Origin of the sequence: Neptuniibacter sp. QD37_6 (assembly GCF_047778085.1) — a bacterium.
GTDB lineage: Bacteria > Pseudomonadota > Gammaproteobacteria > Pseudomonadales > Balneatricaceae > Neptuniibacter.
Genome location: NZ_CP180550.1, coordinates 1,619,994 through 1,641,741, shown reverse-complemented (window position 1 = coordinate 1,641,741; position 21,748 = coordinate 1,619,994). Strand labels below are relative to the sequence as shown.

Annotated in this window: 20 protein-coding genes; 13 read left to right on the top strand and 7 right to left on the bottom strand. The window is 44.0% G+C overall.

The features are described 5' to 3' along the window. The 7 genes from wrbA to ACMXYO_RS07655 all read left to right on the top strand — a co-directional run bounded on the left by wrbA (position 1) and on the right by ACMXYO_RS07655 (position 5,219). On the top strand, positions 1–603 hold the full coding sequence (gene wrbA, locus ACMXYO_RS07685) for an NAD(P)H:quinone oxidoreductase (protein ID WP_415887911.1): 603 nt from the start codon (positions 1–3) through the stop codon (positions 601–603). A gap of 37 nt (positions 604–640) precedes the next feature. Beyond that, entirely contained in the window at positions 641–1,081 is a 441-nt protein-coding gene (locus tag ACMXYO_RS07680) for a DUF2069 domain-containing protein (protein WP_415887910.1), read from the top strand. An 8-nt stretch (positions 1,082–1,089) separates the two neighbouring features. Beyond that, positions 1,090–2,736, top strand: coding sequence for a SufS family cysteine desulfurase (locus ACMXYO_RS07675; RefSeq protein WP_415887909.1), 1,647 nt, complete (start codon positions 1,090–1,092; stop codon positions 2,734–2,736). A 27-nt stretch (positions 2,737–2,763) separates the two neighbouring features. Beyond that, positions 2,764–3,234, top strand: a complete 471-nt coding sequence (locus ACMXYO_RS07670; RefSeq protein ID WP_415881443.1) for a nucleoside triphosphate pyrophosphohydrolase family protein — start codon at positions 2,764–2,766, stop codon at positions 3,232–3,234. Positions 3,235–3,236: 2 nt separating this feature from the next. Next, positions 3,237–3,491: a zinc ribbon domain-containing protein gene (locus ACMXYO_RS07665; RefSeq protein ID WP_415887908.1), complete on the top strand. Its 255-nt coding sequence runs from the start codon at positions 3,237–3,239 to the stop codon at positions 3,489–3,491. A 378-nt stretch (positions 3,492–3,869) separates the two neighbouring features. Further along, a complete protein-coding gene (locus tag ACMXYO_RS07660) occupies positions 3,870–4,271 on the top strand; it encodes a hypothetical protein (protein WP_415887907.1) in 402 nt (133 codons plus the stop codon). A gap of 57 nt (positions 4,272–4,328) precedes the next feature. Then, on the top strand, positions 4,329–5,219 hold the full coding sequence (locus ACMXYO_RS07655; protein WP_415887906.1) for a LysR family transcriptional regulator: 891 nt from the start codon (positions 4,329–4,331) through the stop codon (positions 5,217–5,219). Positions 5,220–5,223: 4 nt separating this feature from the next. On the opposite strand, the gene ACMXYO_RS07650 is transcribed toward ACMXYO_RS07655, so the two are convergent. Continuing rightward, positions 5,224–6,087, bottom strand: coding sequence for a LysR substrate-binding domain-containing protein (locus ACMXYO_RS07650; RefSeq protein ID WP_415887905.1), 864 nt, complete (start codon positions 6,085–6,087; stop codon positions 5,224–5,226). A 151-nt stretch (positions 6,088–6,238) separates the two neighbouring features. Beyond that, entirely contained in the window at positions 6,239–8,164 is a 1,926-nt protein-coding gene (locus ACMXYO_RS07645; protein ID WP_415887904.1) for a DNA topoisomerase III, read from the bottom strand. A gap of 115 nt (positions 8,165–8,279) precedes the next feature. Between ACMXYO_RS07645 and ACMXYO_RS07640 the strand changes: the two genes are divergently transcribed. Next, positions 8,280–9,653 carry a diguanylate cyclase gene (locus ACMXYO_RS07640; protein ID WP_415887903.1) on the top strand — a complete coding sequence of 458 codons (1,374 nt, stop codon included), beginning with the start codon at positions 8,280–8,282 and terminating at the stop codon, positions 9,651–9,653. 13 nt (positions 9,654–9,666) lie between these two features. Here ACMXYO_RS07640 and ACMXYO_RS07635 read toward each other — a convergent pair whose 3' ends face one another. Continuing rightward, entirely contained in the window at positions 9,667–10,659 is a 993-nt protein-coding gene (locus ACMXYO_RS07635) for a serine/threonine protein kinase (protein WP_415887902.1), read from the bottom strand. A gap of 167 nt (positions 10,660–10,826) precedes the next feature. Here ACMXYO_RS07635 and ACMXYO_RS07630 point away from each other — a divergent pair, with 167 nt between their 5' ends. The 4 genes from ACMXYO_RS07630 to ACMXYO_RS07615 all read left to right on the top strand — a co-directional run bounded on the left by ACMXYO_RS07630 (position 10,827) and on the right by ACMXYO_RS07615 (position 16,590). After that, entirely contained in the window at positions 10,827–11,387 is a 561-nt protein-coding gene (locus tag ACMXYO_RS07630) for a DUF2058 domain-containing protein (protein ID WP_415887901.1), read from the top strand. 43 nt (positions 11,388–11,430) lie between these two features. Next, complete coding sequence (locus ACMXYO_RS07625) at positions 11,431–13,416, top strand: cation:proton antiporter (protein ID WP_415887900.1); 1,986 nt, start codon at positions 11,431–11,433, stop codon at positions 13,414–13,416. 157 nt (positions 13,417–13,573) lie between these two features. Continuing rightward, positions 13,574–14,716 (top strand): DUF5610 domain-containing protein, encoded by a 1,143-nt coding sequence (locus ACMXYO_RS07620; RefSeq protein ID WP_415887899.1) that lies wholly within the window; start codon positions 13,574–13,576, stop codon positions 14,714–14,716. A 122-nt stretch (positions 14,717–14,838) separates the two neighbouring features. Further along, positions 14,839–16,590 (top strand): DEAD/DEAH box helicase, encoded by a 1,752-nt coding sequence (locus tag ACMXYO_RS07615; RefSeq protein ID WP_415887898.1) that lies wholly within the window; start codon positions 14,839–14,841, stop codon positions 16,588–16,590. 15 nt (positions 16,591–16,605) lie between these two features. Here the strand turns inward: ACMXYO_RS07615 and ACMXYO_RS07610 are convergent, their stop codons facing one another. Then, on the bottom strand, positions 16,606–16,965 hold the full coding sequence (locus ACMXYO_RS07610; protein WP_415887897.1) for a VOC family protein: 360 nt from the start codon (positions 16,963–16,965) through the stop codon (positions 16,606–16,608). A gap of 106 nt (positions 16,966–17,071) precedes the next feature. On the opposite strand from ACMXYO_RS07610, the gene ACMXYO_RS07605 reads away from it, so the two are divergent. Beyond that, on the top strand, positions 17,072–17,827 hold the full coding sequence (locus ACMXYO_RS07605; RefSeq protein WP_415887896.1) for a hypothetical protein: 756 nt from the start codon (positions 17,072–17,074) through the stop codon (positions 17,825–17,827). A 92-nt stretch (positions 17,828–17,919) separates the two neighbouring features. Here the strand turns inward: ACMXYO_RS07605 and cybH are convergent, their stop codons facing one another. From cybH to ACMXYO_RS07590, 3 genes are read right to left on the bottom strand one after another with little or no spacing between them, the layout of a single operon-like run. Next, positions 17,920–18,678 carry a Ni/Fe-hydrogenase, b-type cytochrome subunit gene (gene cybH / locus ACMXYO_RS07600; protein ID WP_415887895.1) on the bottom strand — a complete coding sequence of 253 codons (759 nt, stop codon included), beginning with the start codon at positions 18,676–18,678 and terminating at the stop codon, positions 17,920–17,922. A 48-nt stretch (positions 18,679–18,726) separates the two neighbouring features. Then, on the bottom strand, positions 18,727–20,535 hold the full coding sequence (locus ACMXYO_RS07595) for a nickel-dependent hydrogenase large subunit (RefSeq protein ID WP_415881466.1): 1,809 nt from the start codon (positions 20,533–20,535) through the stop codon (positions 18,727–18,729). Then, positions 20,535–21,611, bottom strand: a complete 1,077-nt coding sequence (locus tag ACMXYO_RS07590; RefSeq protein WP_415887894.1) for a hydrogenase small subunit — start codon at positions 21,609–21,611, stop codon at positions 20,535–20,537. The genes ACMXYO_RS07595 and ACMXYO_RS07590 overlap by 1 nt, the downstream gene beginning before the upstream one ends. Positions 21,612–21,748 lie beyond the last annotated feature (137 nt).

Here is a 21,748-nt window from a genome sequence, read left to right as displayed (position 1 = left end):
ATGAGCGCTCCCTACGTCCTCGTTCTCTACTACAGCCGCCACGGTGCTACGCAATCGATGGCAAAACATATTGCCCGTGGTATAGAACAGTCTGGAATTGAAGCTCGTCTTCGTACAGTACCTGAAGTTTCAACGGTTGCTGAAGCAACGGAACCTTCAATTCCTGATCAAGGTGCGCTTTACTGTACCGAACATGATTTAGCCAACTGTACTGGTTTAGCGTTAGGGAGCCCGACTCGTTTTGGAAATATGGCATCGCCATTAAAGTATTTTATCGATAGTACTAGCAGCTTATGGATGTCAGGTGCACTGATTAATAAACCTGCGGCTGTGTTTAGCTCTAGTTCTAGCTTACATGGCGGCCAAGAAACTACTTTGCTTACCATGATGATGCCTTTACTGCATCACGGCATGGTCATTGCTGGTTTACCCTATTCCGAATCTGAGTTATTAAAAACTAAAAGCGGCGGCACTCCTTATGGGCCGACACACGTAGCGGGTCCAAACAATAGTGATGAGCTAGACCCCATCGAAAAGAATTTATGTATTGCCCAAGGTAAGCGCTTGGGTGAACTGGCCCGCCGATTAGCAAACAACGTTTAATTATAAACGCCTAGTAAAACCACGAGAGTACAAGCAGTTGAAAGCATATATTCCTGATGATCACGATTATCAAAGCAAAGCTAAATTAGGGCGTATCCTTTGTGTAGGAAGCTACCTAGGTTTGCTTGGTTGGTTTACGCTTTGGCACCTTTTCCTTATTCCTGTTCCAACAGGTAAACCTTGGGTAATCTGGCTCATTCATATGGCCCCTCTACTTGCATTTGCAGGGGTAATTATTAAAGGTAATCCTCGTGGACACGCATGGCTTTGCTTCGTACTTCTACTACTGTTTATGCAGGCGGTATTAGCTGCGACTAATCCAAATACGGTTATCTATGGCATTGGCTATTCATTACTTGTAGGCACGCTTTTCATCAGCGCCATGATGTACACACGCTGGCGTGCGCGCTATAACAAACAGCTGGCTCACTGGGCTGAACAAGCTGCAGATAAAGATGAAGCCTCTAAGGATAGCTAAGCCAAAGCATGCGAGATCCTAAGACCTTATTACAGGACATAAGAAAGCAGTTTCCCATTTTAGATCAAAAAGTTAATGGAAACTCTTTAATCTATTTAGACAATGCCGCCACAACTCAAAAGCCGCAATGTGTAATAGATTCTGTCTCTGATTATTATCAGTACAGCAACGCCAATGTTCACCGTGCAAGCCATGCACTTAGTGCTGATGCGACACTGCTTTTTGAGTCTGCTCGCAGCACCGTTGCTCGCTATCTGAATGCCCGTAGTGAAAAAGAGATCATCTGGACACGGGGCACAACTGAAGGGATTAATCTTGTTGCTAGCAGCTGGGGACAGCAACTCAAAGCTGGCGATGAGATCATTCTAAGCACACTGGAACATCACGCTAATATTGTACCTTGGCAGATGCTTGCTCAGCGAAGTGGTGTTGCCCTAAAAATCATTCCACTCTTAGACAATGGCGAGTTAGATCTAGAGCAATTTGCAAAATTACTTTCCAATAAAACCCGCTTAGTTGCAGTAACTCATGCATCTAATGCCTTAGGCACGATTAACCCTGTGAAGCGCATTGTAGAGTTAGCTCATCAGGCTGGCGCGCTAGTGCTTATCGATGGAGCCCAAGCTCTACCCCACCTTCAGGTTGACCTTCAAGATCTCGATGCTGATTTTTACCTGTTTTCGGGGCATAAGGTTTTTGCTCCAACTGGTATTGGCGTTCTATACGGCAAGGAAGAACTGTTATCTGCCATGCCCCCTTGGCAAGGTGGGGGCGAGATGATCAAACACGTGAGTTTTGATCAAACGACTTATAACGATCTGCCTTTCAAGTTTGAAGCAGGTACACCGAATATCAGTGCCACCATCGGTTTAGCAACCGCTCTGAACTGGTTATCTAGTTTTGATCGATCATTGCTGGAGCAACACGAGCAACATTTGCTCAAAACAGCTATTGATAGCTGTTCTCAAATCAAAGGGTTCAATCGTATTGGTTCAGCATCTGAATGTGTCAGTTTGGTATCTTTCACACTGACCGATCAACATCAGCAAGATATTGGTTTGCTGTTAGATCAACAAGGTATTGCTGTCCGTACAGGGCATCATTGCGCAATGCCTCTAATGCAAAGACTGGGTTTACCGGGTACAACTCGAGCATCTTTCGCTTTTTATAATACTGAAGCGGAAGTGAACCATTTCATTCAGGCACTGGATTCGATTACTCGCCCTACATCTGTGCTTATTGAATCAAACTCATCGCCAGAATCGTTGATCGATAAGCTTAAAGGTACCTCAGGCTGGAATGCTCGCTACAGAGAAATAATGCTGCTTGGGAAATCTGCTAAAGGCCTTCCCCAACAGTTAAAAACAGACGAACACCTCGTTAAAGGCTGTGAAAGTAATACTTGGCTGGTCATCAACAAAGAGCCCAACGGCACGCTAACCTTTGCTACTGACTCAGATGCCCGTATTATTCGTGGATTACTAGTATTGGTTGAAACCGCTTTCAACCATAAAACAGCAGATCAGATCTGTGCTTTTGATGTCGACGCTTTATTCAAGCAACTAGAACTTGATCGCCATCTAAGCCCATCACGTGGTAACGGACTGCGTGCTGTCATCGACAAAATTTATCAGTTTGCCCAACAAGCAAACTAAGACAACTGAATTCCTTTTGGAGCAACAATGAGCAACTTTACTGACGTTTCTTACCTAAACACTGTATTTGGTAATGAACAAGGCAACCTTGAGAACCCAAATTGGGAAAAAGCTGGCAAGCAATTACACCTAATCAAAGAAGAGCTAGCTGAATTAGTTGAAGGTCTCGAAAACAAAGATACCTCTGAAATTCGTGATGCAGTAGCAGATATCCTTGTTGTGACTTACGGTATGGCTCACATCATGGGTATTGATGCCGACAAAGATATGGCTGCTGTTCAAGCAAGCAACCTATCTAAGCTGTGCAAGACACAAGACGAAGTTGATCAAACATTGGCTTTTTACCAAAATGAAAAGCAACTGGATGTATACGTAGGTGGTGAACTACCTGAAGCCTACATCAAATCCTCCAAGGATCAGGAAGGCAGCGACGGTAAATTCTACCCTGCTCACAAATTCCTAAAATCTATCAACTGGCATGAACCTAAACTGGACTAATTATGCCTACATACGATTATCGCATTGAAGCGACAGGCGATGTGGTTGAAGTGAAGCACACTATGGCCCTAACCCCTAAGACTTGGGGTGAGCTATGTATTCTCGCTAATCTAGACCCACAAGGGATCCCTGAAGACTCGGAAGTTACAAAACTTTTATCAACCGCAGGGGTTGTTAAAAGTTCAACGCTTAAAAACCCTGAAGCCCCTCCATGCATGAGCGGTGGTGGCTGCCCAAGTGGTGGCTGTGGTTTTTAACAGCCCTTAAATAGTGAGTGATAGTAGATAATACGGATCACTCACATTTTACAGGCTGCATACCAAGCTGTGCTTTCGGGTTCCCCCCAGAACGACAAACCATTCTGAATTGGCCAAACAAGGTCATATCAAGCCAGAAGATATAGAGCGTGCTTGAGTGCTTACCCAAGCCTCTCCAAGCACAACCTTTGTTGGCCTATTTGTATGCCATTATTGATAATCACTCAAAATTATTGGCATCAATAACCAATAAATTCTTCAATAAATTAGGCGCGTTAATAAAATAAGCATACCGCTATCTAGGTTAAACTAAGACTTAGACTTTCAGGGATTGTAAATTTACCTTAGACTTAATAAAGGAAACTACGGGGAAGGATTATGAACACCAAAATTAGTCTACTTGCCGCCGGTGTTGTTTTTACTGCAAGTATCGCAACGCCTTTGACTGCTGTTGCTGAAGATAAGCAATACACGTGCTCTTACACTCATGCGAGTTACACTGCTCCGTTTATGAAAGCACCTAAAACGCGTAACTGCCCCGAAGGCCGTTGCATCTATTCAGTCGTAATTAAAAATGGCTCAGCTGTAGTAAATGGCGTTTCAGGTTTTACGGTTAAACAGTCTGATGAGCAGATCAAGTTAACCAGAACAGCTAAAGACCCTGTTATGGGCGGTATGGACAAAACTAGTATGACCATTAATAAGTCAGACATGAGCTTCCAGAGTGTTAAAACCACAACGCCTTCTATTGTGCTAACGACCCAAGGTAGCTGTTCTTAATCCTGTAATGAATTTTCAAACTGACTTTATTTAATATTTCCGTAGTTGTAGCAATCTATGAATCTTAACGATGTCCGTTTGTTTATTCAGGTAATAGAGCACAATGGATTTACCGCTGCTGCAGATAAGTTGGGCATACAAAAATCGACCATTAGCCGTCGCATTACTCAACTTGAAGATGACTTAGGCTTAAGGTTGCTACAACGCACGACCCGTAAATTAAATCTGACTGCTGATGGTCAGAATTTTTACGAACGCTGCCTTCCCCTATTTTCTGAACTAGAAGATATCGAAAACCACGTAACCTCCACCCAAGGGGAACCTAAGGGACGCTTACGCATTACCATGCCTCCTGAAATTGGGATTTTCATTATGAATGACCTGATTTCTAGCTTTATGGAGAAGTACCCACTCATTCAGATCGATATCGAACTCAGTCCCCGCGTCGTAGATTTAGTCCAAGAAGGTATCGACCTAGCACTACGAGTGGGCAATTTAGATGACTCGAGCCTAGTAGGTCGAAAGATCGCTAATGCCTCTTCTAAGTTATATGCCAGCCAAACCTATATAGAACGATATGGTGAACCGAAAACACCCGATGATCTAAAGGAGCATCAGTGTATTGGAACTCACCTTAATTCTAATGAATGGTCCTTTGAAAACTGGAATCAAGGTAAACCGGTATCACTCAGCTTTCGTTTACGCGCAAACAGTTTGAGTTTCAGTCTTGAGATGCTAAAGCGTAATTTGGGAATAGCTCGACTTCCTAAAGCATTCTGCCTTGATGCAATAGAGTCTGGTGAGATTAAAGAAGTGCTGACCGATTATAGAGTACCGACGGTAGGTATCCACGCGCTCTACCCTAGCCGCAAAAACTTAAATCCTAAGGTCCGTTTATTCCTAGACCATGTTGTTGAAAATTTCAAAGCCCATCCTTGGCTTAAATAACAACTTAAGCAGCTGATTCCCATTCAGGCGGTTTACCATCAAACAGCTCTAGTAAGGTATCTACACCAGCCATTTCAATCGCGTTTTTATGAGTAATCATCATAGTTGGCACCTGACTGTATTTATCGTCCAATACCTCCATATTAAGATCTTTTGCATAACGTGATTCTTCTGCAACTTTTCTAGGTACCAATGTAAACCCCAGCCCTACAGCTACGCAGCCCAAAATTCCCTCCTGAGTCCCCATATCCAAAACTTCTGTGTCTAGACGGCCATTATCTCGTAACCAATTCAAAGCGCGTTCACGATAAGCACAACCCTGCCTAAACATGATCAAAGAGTCTGGGACTTCGCCCCCTTTCGCTGACGCTAAAACCAACTCTTCATTCAACACCTGACGGCAAATAAGATCCTTATGCTGAACTGGACCGCCGACAAAAGCGCAATCTAATTTGTGGTTCAAAACACCTTCTATCAACTGACCACTGGTTTCAGTTTGTACACGAGGTATCAGATGCGGGTGTTTTTTTCGTAACGATTGAATCAAGCCAGGCATACGAACCGCAGCAAAAGATTCCATAGAGCCAATCCGAATCTCTCCTGCGGCTTCTCCCACTTGCTTAACCGCGATACTGGCTTGATGTTCTAGCTGTAACAATTGGTTGGCATAGTCCATCAAGGTATACCCGGTAGGCGTTAGCTCAAGTTTACGTCCTTTACGATAAAACAGGGGCGAACCAATCTCTTCTTCCAACCTTTTAATGCGTGCGGTGACATTGGATTGAACAGTATGTAGCTCTTTCGATGCCGCTTGCACGCCACCGAATTCAACTACGTATTTAAAAGTCTTGAGTGAAATAAGTTCCATAAACGCGCCTGCGCTCCCAATTCTTAGTTCATCAGAAGTGAATGACTTACTTAAAAGCGTCATTATATGAGATATATCGAGCACAAGATATTGAGATAAACCCTAAATAAATTAAGTCCTCGACTAGATAGATTTAGTAGTTTTAATAGCCTTAAATTTTGGATTCAGCCTTTGGTTTGGCCTTCCTTCTACGTGTTTTCTTATAGGCAGGTTTCGGCTGTTGTTTGATATTACGTAGCAGCTGCACATCCATACTACTCGCCTTTTGAATCATTAAAGCAATCTCATCTGTTAAAGGCTGCATAAAAGTTTGGTAGTTTAACTTCTGCTCACTGATATCATTTAACGAAGCCTCCCAGCGAGCCGTCATATCAGGCTTACTCGCGTTATCTGGCAGGCTGTTTACCAGAGCTCTACCGGCTTCGGTACTACGAATGGTTTTACCCTGACGCTGCAAAAAACCCCGTTTAAACAACAATTCAATGATGCCTGCTCTAGTCGCTTCGGTACCTAAGCCATCTGTTTCTTTAAGAACCTTTTTAACACCTGCATCTTCAACAAATCGCGCAATACCTGTCATGGCTGCTAACAGGGTTGCATCGGTAAAAGACTTTGGTGGCTGGGTTTCTTTATCTATGACCTCTCCTTGCTCACAATAGAGCGTCTGTCCAACAGAGAGATTAGGAAGTTGTACTTGATCGTCTTCGCCCTCTTTTTTACCAAACAGGACCTTCCAGCCGACATCGAGCACTTGTTTAGCGGAAGCAGTAAACCTACCGCCTTCAATCAACACCTCGACTCGTGTTTCTGAATAGCGATGATCTGGCATAAACTGGATCAGATACTGTCTAGCCACCAGCTCATAGACTTGCTGCTCAGTTTTATTAAGACGAGAAAAGTCTACGGCTTTGCTGGTTGGAATAATCGCATGATGGGCTTCAACTTTACGATCGTTCCAAGCCTTTCCCTTTTTGTTTAGGTCAATCAGGCTTTGATGCTGTTGAAACTGCGGGCAATGCTTAAAGACAGCTGAAGATACTTTAGCACCCTCAGCAAAATGCCCTTGAGGTAAGTAGCGGCAGTCCGAACGCGGATAAGTAATTAGCTTATGTTTTTCATACAAACTTTGGCAGGTATCCAATACTTGCTGAGCATTTAAAGCAAAACGTTTATTCGCATCAATCTGCAACGAAGATAAATTGTAAGGGAGAGGAGCCCCAGCCTTTTTAGGCTTTTTCTCTACAGCAGTTACTTCTCCAAGTTTAGCTGTAATACGCCCAGCAACGTTTTCCGCTAAAGGCCTGGATAGAACTCGCCCCTCTTCATCTTGCCATTTTTGACATGCTTCACTTGGCTTCCATTTGGCTTTAAACCTGTCTTCGTTTTCAGTCTTTAGATGAGCCAAGACCTCATAAAATGGCTTAGCTTTAAAATCATCGATCGCCTGATCACGTCTTACAACCAATCCCAATACAGGTGTCTGCACCCGCCCGACCGATAAGACTCCTTGGTAACCAGCAGATTGACCTTGCAGCGTATAAGCACGCGTTAGGTTAATACCATATAACCAGTCGGCGCGACTTCTGGCCAATGCAGAAACAGACAGAGGGATAAACTCACGATTATCCCGCAACTGCGCGATCGCTTTCTTCACAGCACTTGGGTTTAGATCGCTAATTAGACAGCGTTTCATACTTTGGCGCTTATATTGAGGTATTTTGAGAAAGTCGATTACTTCATCAACAAGTAACTGCCCTTCACGGTCGGGATCTCCCGCATGAACAAGCTCCTTCGCCTCTTTACAGAGCTTTCTTAATAGTGCGACCTGCTTACGAGTTTTAGGTTTTGCCTGCATTTTCCATTCAGATGGAACAATTGGAAGGTCCTTTAAATTCCATTGTTTAAAGCGTGCGTCATACTCACTCGGTTCTGCCAACTCCAAAAGATGCCCAAAACACCAACTGACTACATCACCGTTAGCGGCCCGGATACACCCTTCTTCTTTTTTCAATGGCTTAGGAAGAACATCTGCAATGGCTCGCCCTAAACTTGGTTTTTCGGCTATGAATAAACGCATGCTCAATATACTGTATATAAAAACAGTTCAAGAGTAATCTAAACGTGTCTATCATTCCAGAAAAACAGCTACGCTTATGTATATTCACCGGAACTTGTAATGGTGCGTGAAAAGCATGCAGAAATTAACACTTCGATTTTGTTTACCTTGGTTAGTAGGCCTTATCGTCACCGCATGCGCATTTTTTACTTCTGGGTGGCTAGTTAAGTTAGATCACAATATCCACGACCGACAAGATAAAGCGCAAGTAGAAGCTAGAATCAACTACTTCTCCTCTCGTATCCAGATGGCATTGTCCGATAACCTCATCATTATTGAAGCACTTGAATCCCTTCTTCTGCTTAAAAACAATATCGATGAAAGCGAATTTCAAATACTGGCTACGCGCTTTTTATCCACTCGAGCCACAATACGGCAAGCTCAACTTGCACCTGATGCCATCATCCAGCATATCTACCCTGTTATTGATGGCAATAAAGTAATTGGCTTAGACCTTCGTAAAATTCCAGAACAAAAAAACATCGTCGAACGCTCAATTGAGTCTAAAGAGATGATTATGGCAGGCCCTTTAGATCTTATTCAGGGCGGTCGAGGAGTGATTGCTAGGCAGCCCCTTTACAACCGTGAAGGAATTGACACCCAGTTCTGGGGTTTTATCACACTGATCATAGACTTAGATAAAATTTTACAAGAAACAGGGCTTATTCTAAGTGACGATCTGGCTACTTATGCCATCCGCGGAAGTGATGCTAAAGGTAAGCAAGGTAAAGTCTTTTTCGGTTATCCATCGGTCTTTGAAGATGAATATCTAAGCAGCTTTATTGAGGTACCTGGTGGATTTTGGCAATTATCAGCCCAGCTTAAAATCGATAACCATGTTCATGGTATACCGGCCTCGTACTTAACGGGTTGGGCGGCTCTGGGTTCATTAATTCTGGGCTTACTCAGTGGCTTTACATGCAGCCTCCTGAACAAAACCTATCAGCGTTCGATCACTGACCCTCTAACATCATTATTTAATCGACAGCACTTCAGAGAAATAACAGAGATAGAAATTCAAAGAGCACAAAGATATCAACTTCCTCTCTCCATCATCATGATCGACTTAGATTTTTTTAAGCAAATTAATGATAACCATGGACATCAAGCTGGTGATTATGTGCTGAAAAAATCCGCACGATTAATCCAATCTATGTTACGCGTAGGTGATATAGCAGCGCGTTATGGCGGCGAAGAGTTTATTATTTTATTACCTCATAGTGACGAGGTTAGCACTCAAGCTTGTGCTGAAAGAATTAGAAAAGCACTGAATGCAAAAATTAACTTACGTGGTGCTTATCACACGCTTTCCGCAAGCTTAGGCTGCGTTACTCTGGATTCTAGCTACACCAATTACGACCAACTCGTCAGTGGCGCAGACGAAGCCCTGTTCTTAGCTAAAGATCGTGGAAGAAATCGCGTTGTAACCACTAAGCAACTAGAACCCTGATTCGTAAAAATACCTAGAGTAGCTTTAATGGGTCTTCATCTAATAAAGCTAATTGCTCTCGTAGCTGGAGGATATGCTCCCCCCAGTAACGTTCAGTATTAAACCACCCGAAACTGTGTGGAAACGCAGGATCTTCCCAGCGGCGGCCAAGCCAAGCACTATAGTGCATTATCCGTAGGCTACGAAGCACCTCAATCAAGCGTAGCTCTTTGAGTTTGAAATCGTAAAACTCGTTGTAACCATCAACTATTTCTGACAACTGTTGTGTCTGTTCATGACGATCGCCCGAGAGCAGCATCCAAATATCCTGCATAGCCGGTGCCATGCGAGCATCATCGAAATCGACAAAATGAGGTGCATCATTACGCCATAGCATATTGCCTGAATGACAATCGCCATGAACACGAAGGTGATCTATCTCACCACAGGCTTTTATGATTTCATCGACACCCTGTAGGAGATCTCTAGCGACAGAATCGTAAGCAGGCTTTAGCTCTGATGGAATAAAATTTTCACTTAAAAATGAAACACTTTCATGACCAAATGTCTGACTCGTTAAAGTCGGGCGATGAACAAAACCCTTTGCTGCACCCACCAGATGCATCCGGCCCAATAAACGCCCTAAGGTAAAAAGATTATCTAAGTTATCTAGCTCAGGCGCATGCCCACCTCTTCGTGGAAACAGAGAAAACATGAACCCTTCATACTCAAACAACGTCTCACCATTTTCATTACGCCAAGGCGTAACCGCTGGTAAGGACTGCTCAGCTAGATCGAAACTAAAGTCATGCTCTTCTAAAATCTGCTCTCGGTTCCAACGCTGAGGGCGATAGAACTTCGCAATCATCGGCTCTTGGTCTTCTATGCCAACCTGATAGACACGGTTCTCGTAGCTATTGAGAGGAAATGTTCGACCATCACACCAATACCCTTGGCTCTCAACTGCATCCATCAAAAATGAGGGCGTTAACCGCTCAAAAGGGTGTGTTAGATCATGTTCAGACATAAAAAATCCAGCTATAAAATGATTGCAGGTGCAGGGTACGCTTAAGCCCATAGGCGAACAAGCCTTATCCCTACTGGATTTGATCTATTTTCCGTTATTTTTTAAATAGTAGCGTTAACTTTTGTTATAGTTCCCATAATAACCAACAGGAGCATTACGAGTAAGTTATGGCAGGTTCACTTAAAGATCAGTTGCTAAATATGGGGCTGGTTGACCAGAAAAAAGCGAAGCAAGCAGATAGTGAAAAGCGTAAGCAAAACAAAAAAGCTAAAAAAGCACGTAAATCGGGCCAGCAAGTTATTGATACTCAAGCTGAAAAAAAGCAGGCGCTAGAAGAGCAGCGTAAAGCTAAGCAAGAGCATGATCTTGAACTAAATCGTCAAAGGGACGATGAGCGCCGCAATAAAGAGATTGAAGCGCAATGCCGTCAAATGATCACGCAGCAACAGATCGAACTGCCAGAAGATGCCGAAGTAAGTTATAACTTTGTATACGATAATAAAGTTAAAACCATGTATGTTACTTCGCTAATCCAAGGCCAATTGTTCCGCGGCCAAGTAGCGATTGCAGCTTTAGATGAGAAGTTTTACCTGATCCCGGATAAATTTGCAGAGAAGATTGAACAACGTCTTCCAAATTACGTTATCCGCGTTCAGCCAGAAGAAGAGCCAGAAGAAGAAGACGATCCATACGCGGATTATAAGATTCCAGACGACCTGATGTGGTAATCAAATAGCGCATCAAAGTGTCTTCATGTAGTAAGGGATACGCATGTCACAGGGTTTTTTCGAGCAATTCTTGGTCATTCTTTGTTGTGCCGTTGTTGCCACAACCCTGTTCCGACGTATCAAGCTCCCTCCTCTCCTAGCTTATCTTAGTGTGGGCGCTATTGTTGGCCCCTATAGTTTAGGGGTCATCAAAGATACCCATAGCATAGAGCTTCTCAGCGAGCTTGGGGTCGTATTCCTACTCTTTATGCTCGGTCTAGAGTTCTCAGTCTCGCGTATGTTTGCAATGCGCAAGGCGGTATTTGGACTTGGTAGTTTGCAGGTCATTATCACTGCTGTCTGTTTGATGGCTATCTGTAACCTTTTTGGTCTTCCGCAAACAACATCATTAGTTATCGCTGGTGCACTCGCACTATCGTCGACAGCTATTGTTAGCCGCGAACTGATTCAGCGGGATGAGCTAAATAGCCCTCACGGTCAGCTTTCCGTCGGCACATTAATATTCCAAGACCTAGCCGCGGTATTTTTTCTCATCGTCGTACCGACTCTGAGCAGTTCTGCGACAGAGATAGACAGTGCCGAAGTAGCCTTGATGCTTCTGGAAGGGTCAACTCTACTGATTATCTTATTACTGGTCGGTCATATTGTGATGCCACTACTGTTTCATGAATCTGCACGCAGTGGCTCCAGTGATGTTTTTGTACTGACTACACTAACTGCTGCCCTTTTGGCTGCTTGGATTACTCACGCAGCAGGACTATCCATGGCGCTCGGTGGTTTTTTAGCAGGCATGATGCTGGGTGAGAGCCGCTATAGATATCAACTAGAAGCAGATATTCGCCCATTCAGGGATGTACTATTGGGACTATTCTTTGTCTCTGTCGGGATGCAATTAGATCTGTCTGCTCTAATCGATAGCTGGTATTGGATTATCCTGTTCAGTGTTAGCTTAATCCTATTAAAGACTTTTATTATTACCCTTCTCGGTACACTACTGCATAAAGACCCGGTAAATGCCTTAAGAGCTGGTCTAAACCTTAGCCAAGGCGGCGAATTTGGCTTTGCATTATTGGCCTTAGCCTTAGGTAACAATCTGATTGAACCTGATATCAATACCATTGTCGTGTCCACGATCATCATCAGCATGATCGTCACACCGATTTTGATGAATCACACTTACAGTCTCAGCCGCTGGTTGCACAAAGATGATCCGATTGAATCTCCACAACAGAAATTACCTGATGCAAGCCAATTAAACCCACATAACCTAGATAAACATGTAATCATTTGTGGTTTCGGCCGTGTCGGGCAGATTATCGCGCGGTTTTTGGACCAAGCAAACATTCCTTACATTGTCGTGGATAATGATCCTGTGCGAGTTATGGAAGCTGCTACCGCTGGAGAACACATCTGTTTTGGCGATGCGAAGCGTGATGATGTAATGGCTGCCGTTGGTGCTGATCGTGCTCGAATGTTGATTCTTAGTTTTCCAGAAGCTGAAACAGCGATGCAAGCACTAAAGCATATCCGCACACGCTTTGTAACGCTGCCTATATTGGTCAGAACACGTGATGATTCTCAGATCGAAGCATTTCAAAATGCTGGGGCAACAGAAATTATCCCAGAAGCATTGGAAGGCAGCTTAATGATGGTCTCCCATGTGTTATCGATGCTGGGTATCAACCATCAACAGATTGAACAGCAAATTAATCAGGTTCGCGCCGAAAGGTACAATCTCCTGCATGGATACTATCACGGTCAGCATTCCGAAAAAATTGATAGTAAAGGCCGTATGAAAGAGATATTGCACCCCGTTCAAATTGAAAATAACTGCAAATCAGCGGGTAAATCTTTACGTGATATTCCTCTGTCCAAACACCAAGTGTCTGTGGCTATGATCCGCCGTGGCGACCACTCAGAGCATAACCCTAGCGGTGATACTCATATCCAACAGGGCGATATCATCATCCTTCAGGGGCCCAATGATAAAATTGCAGTAGCTGAGTCAATTATCCTAGATGGAAAGTAGTTTTTACCGTTTGCCTCTGATTAGTAGATGAAACAATTTCATCAGCTTCGTTTTTGATTAAAGTCTCTAAACAAATCGTCGATAACCCTTTTATATTTAGTAGTACAACTAAAAAATGGGATCATTTGATCCTTTTTTGTCTGTGGAGGAAAACACCGTGCAAGTTCTATTAAGCAGCCAAGCAGCCTACTCTCAGGTTCGCCAGGAGACACTGGTTACAGGTGGGTTTGCTGATGGTAAAGATAGCAACGGTCGTTCTGCATCTGCGGCAGATAAGTTAGTAGCCAAACTAGCAGAAAACATTCCGGGTATGAGTGCATCAGAGATGAAAAGTCTCGATGCAAATGACTACTCTCCGGAAAAAGTTGCATCGCGCATCTCCGATTTTGTAGCACAAGGCCTTGAACAAGCCCGTGCCCGTGGTGCGTCCGATGCCGACCTAGACCGTATGTATAAAGCGGCAGTTTCAGGTGTAGAGAAAGGCTTCAAAGAAGCAACTGAGATTCTAGAAGATCTCAACATGCTAACCCCTGATATCTCCGCAACAATCGAGCAAACCAAAGATCTGACGTTCGAAGCGCTGGCCGGCCTTGCGCCTACCAACGAAACAGCGCCCACACGCCAGACCTCAATCTCTGCTGCTGAACGTTATTCAAAAGCTGAATCCTTCTCCCTTGATGTTATGACACAGGAAGGAGACAAAGTTTCTATTCGTTTCAACAGCGAAGCAAGTCAAACAGCCTCTTTAGGCGCCTACTCTGACGGTAACAGTAGCGCTGTATCTTTCGGCCTTGAGCGTAGCGCCAGCAGCAGCTACAGTTTTAGTGTTGAAGGTGATCTAAACGAAGACGAGTTAGACGCGCTAACAACTCTAATTCAGGATATCAATCTTATTGCCGAAGACTTCTTCAGCGGTGATGTTCAAGACGCTCTTGAACAAGCAGCTGAATTTGAAATGGACAAATCCGAGTTGATGAACTTGAATGTAACTATGACTCAATCAGCAAGTTACTCAGCGGTAGCTGCTTATGAGCAAGTTCAACAACTAGATAACCCATTAGGCAATAATGGCCGCCATTTAGGCCAGATGATGAACAACTTCGATAGCTTGGTTTCTAACCCAGCTATGGCGTTCTTAGAAGACAGTTCATTGTTCGGGGTCGACTTGTTGGACAGCTTAATACATCAAGATATTCGCTATAAAGATGCTGATGAAGAATCCCAGAGCAAACTGGATGATAACTTCGGTCTATTGCGTGACCTTATGACCCGGTTTGATCAGGACGACGCAGACGATTAACCCCCCTTCTTAATCGCTGCGATACTTTAAACCGGCCTTTTTAGGCCGGTTTCTTTTATATGTAGTTCCGCGTTAAAAATTTAGAGTATTATCCCCATCTCTATTATTTATCTTTAGCGACAATGACCAAAACCTTTTCCCTACGCGCCTACCAGCAAGAAGCCGTTGATGCGACATTACAGCACTTTCGCAAAACTGATGACCCTGCAGTTATTGTGCTACCAACAGGGGCCGGAAAAAGCCTTGTCATAGCGGAGCTTGCTCGTTTAGCGCGCAAAAAGATTATGGTGCTAGCTCATGTCAAAGAGCTGGTTGAGCAAAATCACGCTAAATATGAAAGCTATGGTTTGGAAGGCGGCATCTTTGCAGCGGGCTTGAATCGCAAAGAGATCGAAAAGCAGGTTACGTTTGCTAGCGTCCAATCTGTCGCGGCGAATATTGATCTTTTTAATAACGAATATTCCTTACTGATCGTCGATGAGTGTCATCGTATTAATGACGACGAAGATAGCCAATATGGACGGATCATCAACAAACTCCAAGAGATCAACCCCAACCTAAAAGTACTCGGGTTAACAGCTACGCCCTATCGAATGGGTATGGGCTGGATCTATCAGCAACATTATCGCGGTTTTGTTAGGAGCGAACAGGAAAAACCATTTCGTAACTGCATCTACGAACTCCCGCTTAGTTACATGATTAGCCACAACTATTTAACCCCTCCAGAAATGGAAGATGCCGCGGTCGCGCAATATGACTTTTCAGCCCTAGATCAAACTGCATTTGGCACTTATGCTGAAAAAGATATCAATAAGCTGCTAACAAAATACAATCGCGTCACCAGGGCGATCATTGAACAAGTGATCGAACGCGCTCAAGCCCGCCAAGGCGTAATGATCTTTGCTGCGACAGTCGATCACGCCAAAGAGATCAGCTCTTACCTTCCCGAAGAGCAAACAGCTTTGATCACTGGTTCTTCCTCCAGCGAAGATAGAGACCGCTTGATCAGTAACTTCAAGTTTAAGAAAATTAAGTATCTGGTTAACGTCTCAGTTCTTACTACAGGATTTGATGCACCCCATGTCGACCTTATTGCGATTTTAAGGCCCACTGAATCTGTCAGCCTCTATCAACAAATCGTTGGACGAGGGTTAAGGCTCGCACCTGGAAAGAAAGATTGTTTAGTCATCGACTACGCTGGCAACAACTATAATCTGCACCATCCTGAAGTGGGTGAAAAACGCCCTTCCTCTGATTCCGAACCCGTACAAGTATTTTGCCCTTCCTGCGGTTTTGCCAATATCTTTTGGGGTAAAACTGACAGCGATGGCAAGGTAATTGAACATCATGGCCGACGCTGCAAAGGTCTGCTTGAAAGCGACGATATTGATACCCCTTCAGAGCAATGTGATTTTCGCTTTCGATTTAAAGAATGTCCTCACTGTAATGCTGAAAATGATATCGCTGCCCGTAAATGCCATAAGTGCAATAGAGCGATTATCGACCCAGACGATCAATTAAAAGATGCGCTGAAACTAAAAGATGCCATGGTGATCCGCTGTGCAGGTTTATCATTAATACAGAACCAGTCTAAGCTTCAGGTTATTTATCATGGTGAAGAAGGCGAAGAACTGAAGGAGAGCTTCGATTTTGCTAAGCCTGCCCAGCTAAAACGCTTTAATGAGATCTTTGGGCGCCGGGTTGCGAATAGCCAAGCACCGCAAAACTTTTCAAACATAGAAGATGTGATCGCTTATGAAGCGCTTTTGCTAGCGCCAGATTTTGTCATCGCCCGCGGCCAAAAGCACTATTGGCGTGTGCAAGAAAGAATATTTGATTACCAAGGTCGATATCGTAAAGCTAACCAGCTTTAAATCGATATCACGGCTTTATTCTTTATCTGACCAAACAGCCAATTCATTGCCATTCGGATCAAGAAAATGAAAACGTCGCCCACCGGGAAAGCTGAAAATTGGTACTTTGATCTCACCACCAGCTGATTCGATTAGCGCCTGACTCGCCTCGAGGTTTGTACTATATAAAACGACCAATGCTGCACCATTGCTTGAATTGGATTTCAGATCAGCTTTATAAAAGCCACCCGCCAATCCTGCGCCTTCAAAAGCGCTATATTCAGGCCCGTAGTCGGTAAACGTCCAGTCAAAAAGGTCAGAGTAAAAGCGCTTAGTGTTTCCTAAATTATTTGCAGGTAACTCAATGTAATTAATTTGATTGTGCACAGAACTCATTTCATATCCTCTTGATTTGAAAACTTGCAAAACCCTGAAAACGTCTATGCTTTGTATATACCTTCGTTAAAAGCAACCAATTCAGCCTGACCTGATTGGAGTAAGAATGACATACAAGGTATTTATTACAACAGTTACCATATTAATGACTTCTAACTGTCTTGCAGCAGCTGAGTTAGTTATCGGGCAGACCTGCCCTGTCATCTTCCAAAACGAACCAATTGGCTCTCTTATCCTTTCCAAACCTTGGTATCACAGCAGTCGTAGTAATGCTAAATACATTGCGAGCGACAATTCAACAGGAATAGGTATAGAGATTCATCTCAAAAGCAATTTTAGTGGTAAGGTGGACGGGTTAAATCTAGCTGATTGCGATCACTTCAGACTATTACAAGTCCGCAGAACAACAGCTAAACTCCTACCCGGAGAGAAACACATTCAGATTGATGTACCTGATGAATTCAGCACGCCTTTTTACGACAGTGCCCCTCTTGAGCACGGTTACGGCCTACATAAAACCCCCGTAGATGATTCCGACAAACCTTGGCAAGGTCGGCCGTACCGTGACTCTGCTGTTGCTCTTTATGACACCCCTTATGTTTCCGATAGTTGGGGCATTGAAGGTAAGGACATTGAGGTTCAGTTTGAAACCTGTGCAGTCTGTGAAAGAGAAAGCCAATTCGATACTGTTTTATCTTGTGGCCATTGGGGCTATCGCAGAGATTATATGGGAGGAATGACTGGCTGGAGTGAGCCTGAATTTACCGGTTTTCAGTGTTCAGACTCCCCCAGCCCTCGTTTCCAAAAGACGCTTAATATTTCTAACCGAGTTGAATATACATACTGGATACACTGGCGTTAACGGCACTTTGTCGCTTTAACGTGCGTACGAAAATAACCTTTAGATAAAAAACCGGGCTATTGCCCGGTTCTGATATGCTCATTGACCCAATATTAATCTGGACGGTCGTCCTTAAACATTCGCCATCCACCAATCATGGTCGAGATTAGACTCTGGCGCGACATAATATCTTCTCGAATCGCCACGTAAACGTGGATCAGGATAAACGTGATCAGATACCACATACCTAGGCGGTGCCAAGTATGTACATCCTGACTCTGCCCCATCAGTGGGATAACCCAGCCAAATATAGTATCTGCCCAACTACCCTGACCAAGGCCTTCGCCGTATAAAGCAAATCCTGTGACGATCATGAACATCATGCCGAGCACGAAGAAGAAAAACATCCCCACCTGAGCCAATGGGTTGTGGCCGATATATTTCTTCGGTGTCTTCTCCAAGAACAGATACCAGCGTACCTCATGCCATGCTTCTTTCCAGAATTTACCGCTAAAGAACGGCGGCACAAATAATTCACGTGCATGATGGTTGCCCACAAACGCCCAGTAGATCCGGCCTAAGAAACCGATGGTGACGATATAACCTGCCGTGAAATGCGCAAAGCGGATATAACCCATCAGATAGTTATCAATTGCTTCACCCGGCATCGTTGGCAAAGGAACACCAATAAAATAGCCAGTTACACAAAGCGTGATAATAGAAAAGACAGTTACCCAGTGCCATAAACGTAATGGCGCTTCATACACATAAACAGCAGTCTGTTTACGCGTAATAACTGATTCTCCCACAACCTGATCTGAAGCGACCTCTTGAGCTTTATCTGACTTGTCAGGTTTAACCGATGCAGTCATATAAATAACCTCCTGAATTTAGGCGCTGCGTGCACAGCGCCACTATTCTTATCGAATTTTCACCTTAGTCAGCTCTTGACCATCTTCAGACATAACGTGTGTTGAACACGCAAGACATGGGTCAAAACTATGCAGGGTGCGAAGAATTTCAACCGGCTCATCAGGACGCTCCATTGGAGTATCCAACAAAGAAGCTTCGAATGCGCCAATATTGCCTTTGCTATCACGAGGCGAACCATTCCAAGTAGTAGGAACGATCGCTTGATAGTTATCGATTTTGCCATCTTTGATCTTGATCCAGTGACCTAAAGCACCACGAGGAGCTTCGTTAATACCAACTCCCATCGCCTCTTTCGGCCAACTACTTGGATCCCATTTCTCAACATTGGCAGTCGAGCTATCACCCGCTTTAATGTTGTTAACCAGTTGATACCAATCATCCAACATAGTGTCCGCACAAAGCTGACACTCAAGTGCACGCGCCAATGTTCGACCTAATGTACTTGGTAAGAACTGCTTAATGCCGAGATCTAGCCCCGTAGACTGATTAAATTCAGATAACGAGCGATCAACCTGCTCCTGAACATGCTCAGTACCAGAAGCATAAGCAATGATGTAGCGCGCTAAAGGTCCCACTTCCATTGCATGACCACGCCAGCGAGGTGCTTTAATCCAGCTGTACTTCGCAGATTCATCCAGTTCTTTAATATCTGTTTTAGTACCTTTTGTATTAGGGCCAAGCTCGAAGCTAGGCTCTGTCTCACCTTCCCATGGGTGCAAGCCCTGCTTCTCGCCTTCATAACGGTACCAAGAGTGATCAACAAATTCTTTAATCTGTTCTGGATCACGAACATCAACTGGATGCACTTCATCCCAGTTACCATTAACAATCGCACCTGCAGGTAACAGATCTGTAGATTTGTCATATGGCACTTGAGTGTACGTACCGTAAGACAGAAGGTTCTCTGAAGCTAAGCCACCACCGTACAACCAATTTTTATAAATGCCAGCAATTGCCATAACATCTGGGATGTATACGTTCTTAGTAAACTCTTGTGCTTCACGAATACGCTCCAACACATAGTTCAAACTAGTCATATTGATTGGCGCACCTGAAGCACCAACGTCATCCAAGTTAATAGCACATGGCACACCACCTACCATGTAGTTAGGGTGCGGGTTCTTACCACCAAAGATGGTATGAATTTTTACCACTTCTTTTTGGAAATCGAGTGCTTCAAGGTAGTGAGCAACCGCCATCAAATCCGCTTCTGGAGGAAGTTTGTAAGCAGGGTTGTCCCAATAGCCGTTAGCAAATAGACCTAACTGTCCGCTTTCAACGAACTTTTTAAGACGCGTTTGTACATCCTTAAAATAACCTGGGCTAGATTTCGAATGGTGCGGAGAGACCATCTGCTGAAGTTCAGAAGTAGCCTTAGGGTCTGCTTTCAGTGCATTAACCGGATTTACCCAGTCCAACGCATGCAGATGATAAAAATGTACGATGTGATCATGAATCTGTAGAGTTTTATCCATCATGTGACGGATAAGGTGTGCATTCAAAGGTACCTGAATACCTAAAGCATCTTCTACCGCACGTACTGATGTCAGTGCATGAGTACCCGTACAAACACCACAAATTCGCTCTACAAAGGCCCAAGCATCACGTGGGTCACGGCCTTTAAGAATCACTTCAAGGCCACGCCACATTGTGCCTGTTGATACAGCGTTACGGATAATGTTGTTTTCATCAACATTCACCTCACAACGCATATGCCCTTCAATTCGGGTTACAGGGTCTACAACAATGCGTCGGCCACTGTTATCTAGATCACTCGCATTAAATGGCTTATTCATTATTCCTGATCTCCTTTATGCTGAGCACGCTTAACCGCACTTACCGCCGCATGCGCAGCAACGGCAGCACCAACACCACCCGCTACAGCCATACCAATCTCATCTGCATTTTTCTCGATACCAAACTGATGAATATCGGTTAAGCGGTTATAGAATGAACCTTTGTCCCAGAAACCATCTTCAGAACAACCAATACAACCGTGGCCTGCCTGAATTGGGAAAGAGACGCCCTCATTCCAACGCACTGTAGAACATGCGTTATAAGTAGTGGGGCCTTTACAACCCACTTTATAAAGGCAGTAACCTTTACGCGCACCTTCATCATCCCACTCTTCTACGAACTGGCCTGCATCAAAGTGTGGACGGCGATAACACTTATCGTGAATACGCTGGCTGTAGAACATTTTTGGACGACCTTGACGGTCTAGTTCAGGCATTTTGCCGAAGGTCAGCATATAAGTAATAACACCAGTCATTACCTCAGCGATTGGAGGACAACCTGGTACTTTAATAATTGGTTTATCAGTAATAACTTTATGGATAGGAACCGCTTGGGTTGGGTTTGGACGTGCAGCCTGAACACAGCCCCAAGATGCACAAGAGCCCCATGCAATAATGGCAGCAGCATCCTTGGCTGCATACTTCAGTTTTTCAACAAAAGGTTTACCACCGGAGATACAGAACATGCCATCTTCATTTAATGGTGGGTTACCTTCTACGGCAAGGATGTATTTACCTTTATATTTTTCCATCGTTTCATAAAGGATTTCCTGCGCTTGGTGGCCAGCTGATGCCATCAAGGTGTCGTCGTAATCCAAAGAGATCATGGATAGAACAACATCTTTTACCAACGGGTGAGCCGAACGAATAAACGATTCTGAACAACAGGTGCACTCTAAACCATGCAACCAGATTACCGGTGTACGCTCTTTGGTTTCCATTGCATGCGCAATTCTAGGCGCAAATGTTGGCCCTAAACCTAAGGCTGCTGCCGTTAAACTACAATATTTCAGGAAGCTACGACGTGTAATACCCTGACGTCGCATAACCTCATAGAAGGTTTCAATTTGTGACATATGTCTCTCCGCCAATGCCAGCCACCACAGCTATGCCCTCATCTTTGATTAGCTATGCATAACTACGTGTAACATTTTTATTTTTTTGTTCAGCTATCCTATTGGCAAAGATCGGGCCAAAAACATTACCCTTAAAT

Coding starts and splice junctions, on each gene's coding strand:
- wrbA (WP_415887911.1), top strand. CDS start 1: ATGAGCGCTCCCTACGTCCTCGTTCTCTACTACAGCCGCCACGGTGCT.
- ACMXYO_RS07675 (WP_415887909.1), top strand. CDS start 1,090: ATGCGAGATCCTAAGACCTTATTACAGGACATAAGAAAGCAGTTTCCC.
- ACMXYO_RS07670 (WP_415881443.1), top strand. CDS start 2,764: ATGAGCAACTTTACTGACGTTTCTTACCTAAACACTGTATTTGGTAAT.
- ACMXYO_RS07665 (WP_415887908.1), top strand. CDS start 3,237: ATGCCTACATACGATTATCGCATTGAAGCGACAGGCGATGTGGTTGAA.
- ACMXYO_RS07660 (WP_415887907.1), top strand. CDS start 3,870: ATGAACACCAAAATTAGTCTACTTGCCGCCGGTGTTGTTTTTACTGCA.
- ACMXYO_RS07655 (WP_415887906.1), top strand. CDS start 4,329: ATGAATCTTAACGATGTCCGTTTGTTTATTCAGGTAATAGAGCACAAT.
- ACMXYO_RS07650 (WP_415887905.1), bottom strand. CDS start 6,087: ATGGAACTTATTTCACTCAAGACTTTTAAATACGTAGTTGAATTCGGT.
- ACMXYO_RS07645 (WP_415887904.1), bottom strand. CDS start 8,164: ATGCGTTTATTCATAGCCGAAAAACCAAGTTTAGGGCGAGCCATTGCA.
- ACMXYO_RS07640 (WP_415887903.1), top strand. CDS start 8,280: ATGCAGAAATTAACACTTCGATTTTGTTTACCTTGGTTAGTAGGCCTT.
- ACMXYO_RS07635 (WP_415887902.1), bottom strand. CDS start 10,659: ATGTCTGAACATGATCTAACACACCCTTTTGAGCGGTTAACGCCCTCA.
- ACMXYO_RS07630 (WP_415887901.1), top strand. CDS start 10,827: ATGGCAGGTTCACTTAAAGATCAGTTGCTAAATATGGGGCTGGTTGAC.
- ACMXYO_RS07625 (WP_415887900.1), top strand. CDS start 11,431: ATGTCACAGGGTTTTTTCGAGCAATTCTTGGTCATTCTTTGTTGTGCC.
- ACMXYO_RS07615 (WP_415887898.1), top strand. CDS start 14,839: ATGACCAAAACCTTTTCCCTACGCGCCTACCAGCAAGAAGCCGTTGAT.
- ACMXYO_RS07610 (WP_415887897.1), bottom strand. CDS start 16,965: ATGAGTTCTGTGCACAATCAAATTAATTACATTGAGTTACCTGCAAAT.
- ACMXYO_RS07605 (WP_415887896.1), top strand. CDS start 17,072: ATGACATACAAGGTATTTATTACAACAGTTACCATATTAATGACTTCT.
- cybH (WP_415887895.1), bottom strand. CDS start 18,678: ATGACTGCATCGGTTAAACCTGACAAGTCAGATAAAGCTCAAGAGGTC.
- ACMXYO_RS07595 (WP_415881466.1), bottom strand. CDS start 20,535: ATGAATAAGCCATTTAATGCGAGTGATCTAGATAACAGTGGCCGACGC.
- ACMXYO_RS07590 (WP_415887894.1), bottom strand. CDS start 21,611: ATGTCACAAATTGAAACCTTCTATGAGGTTATGCGACGTCAGGGTATT.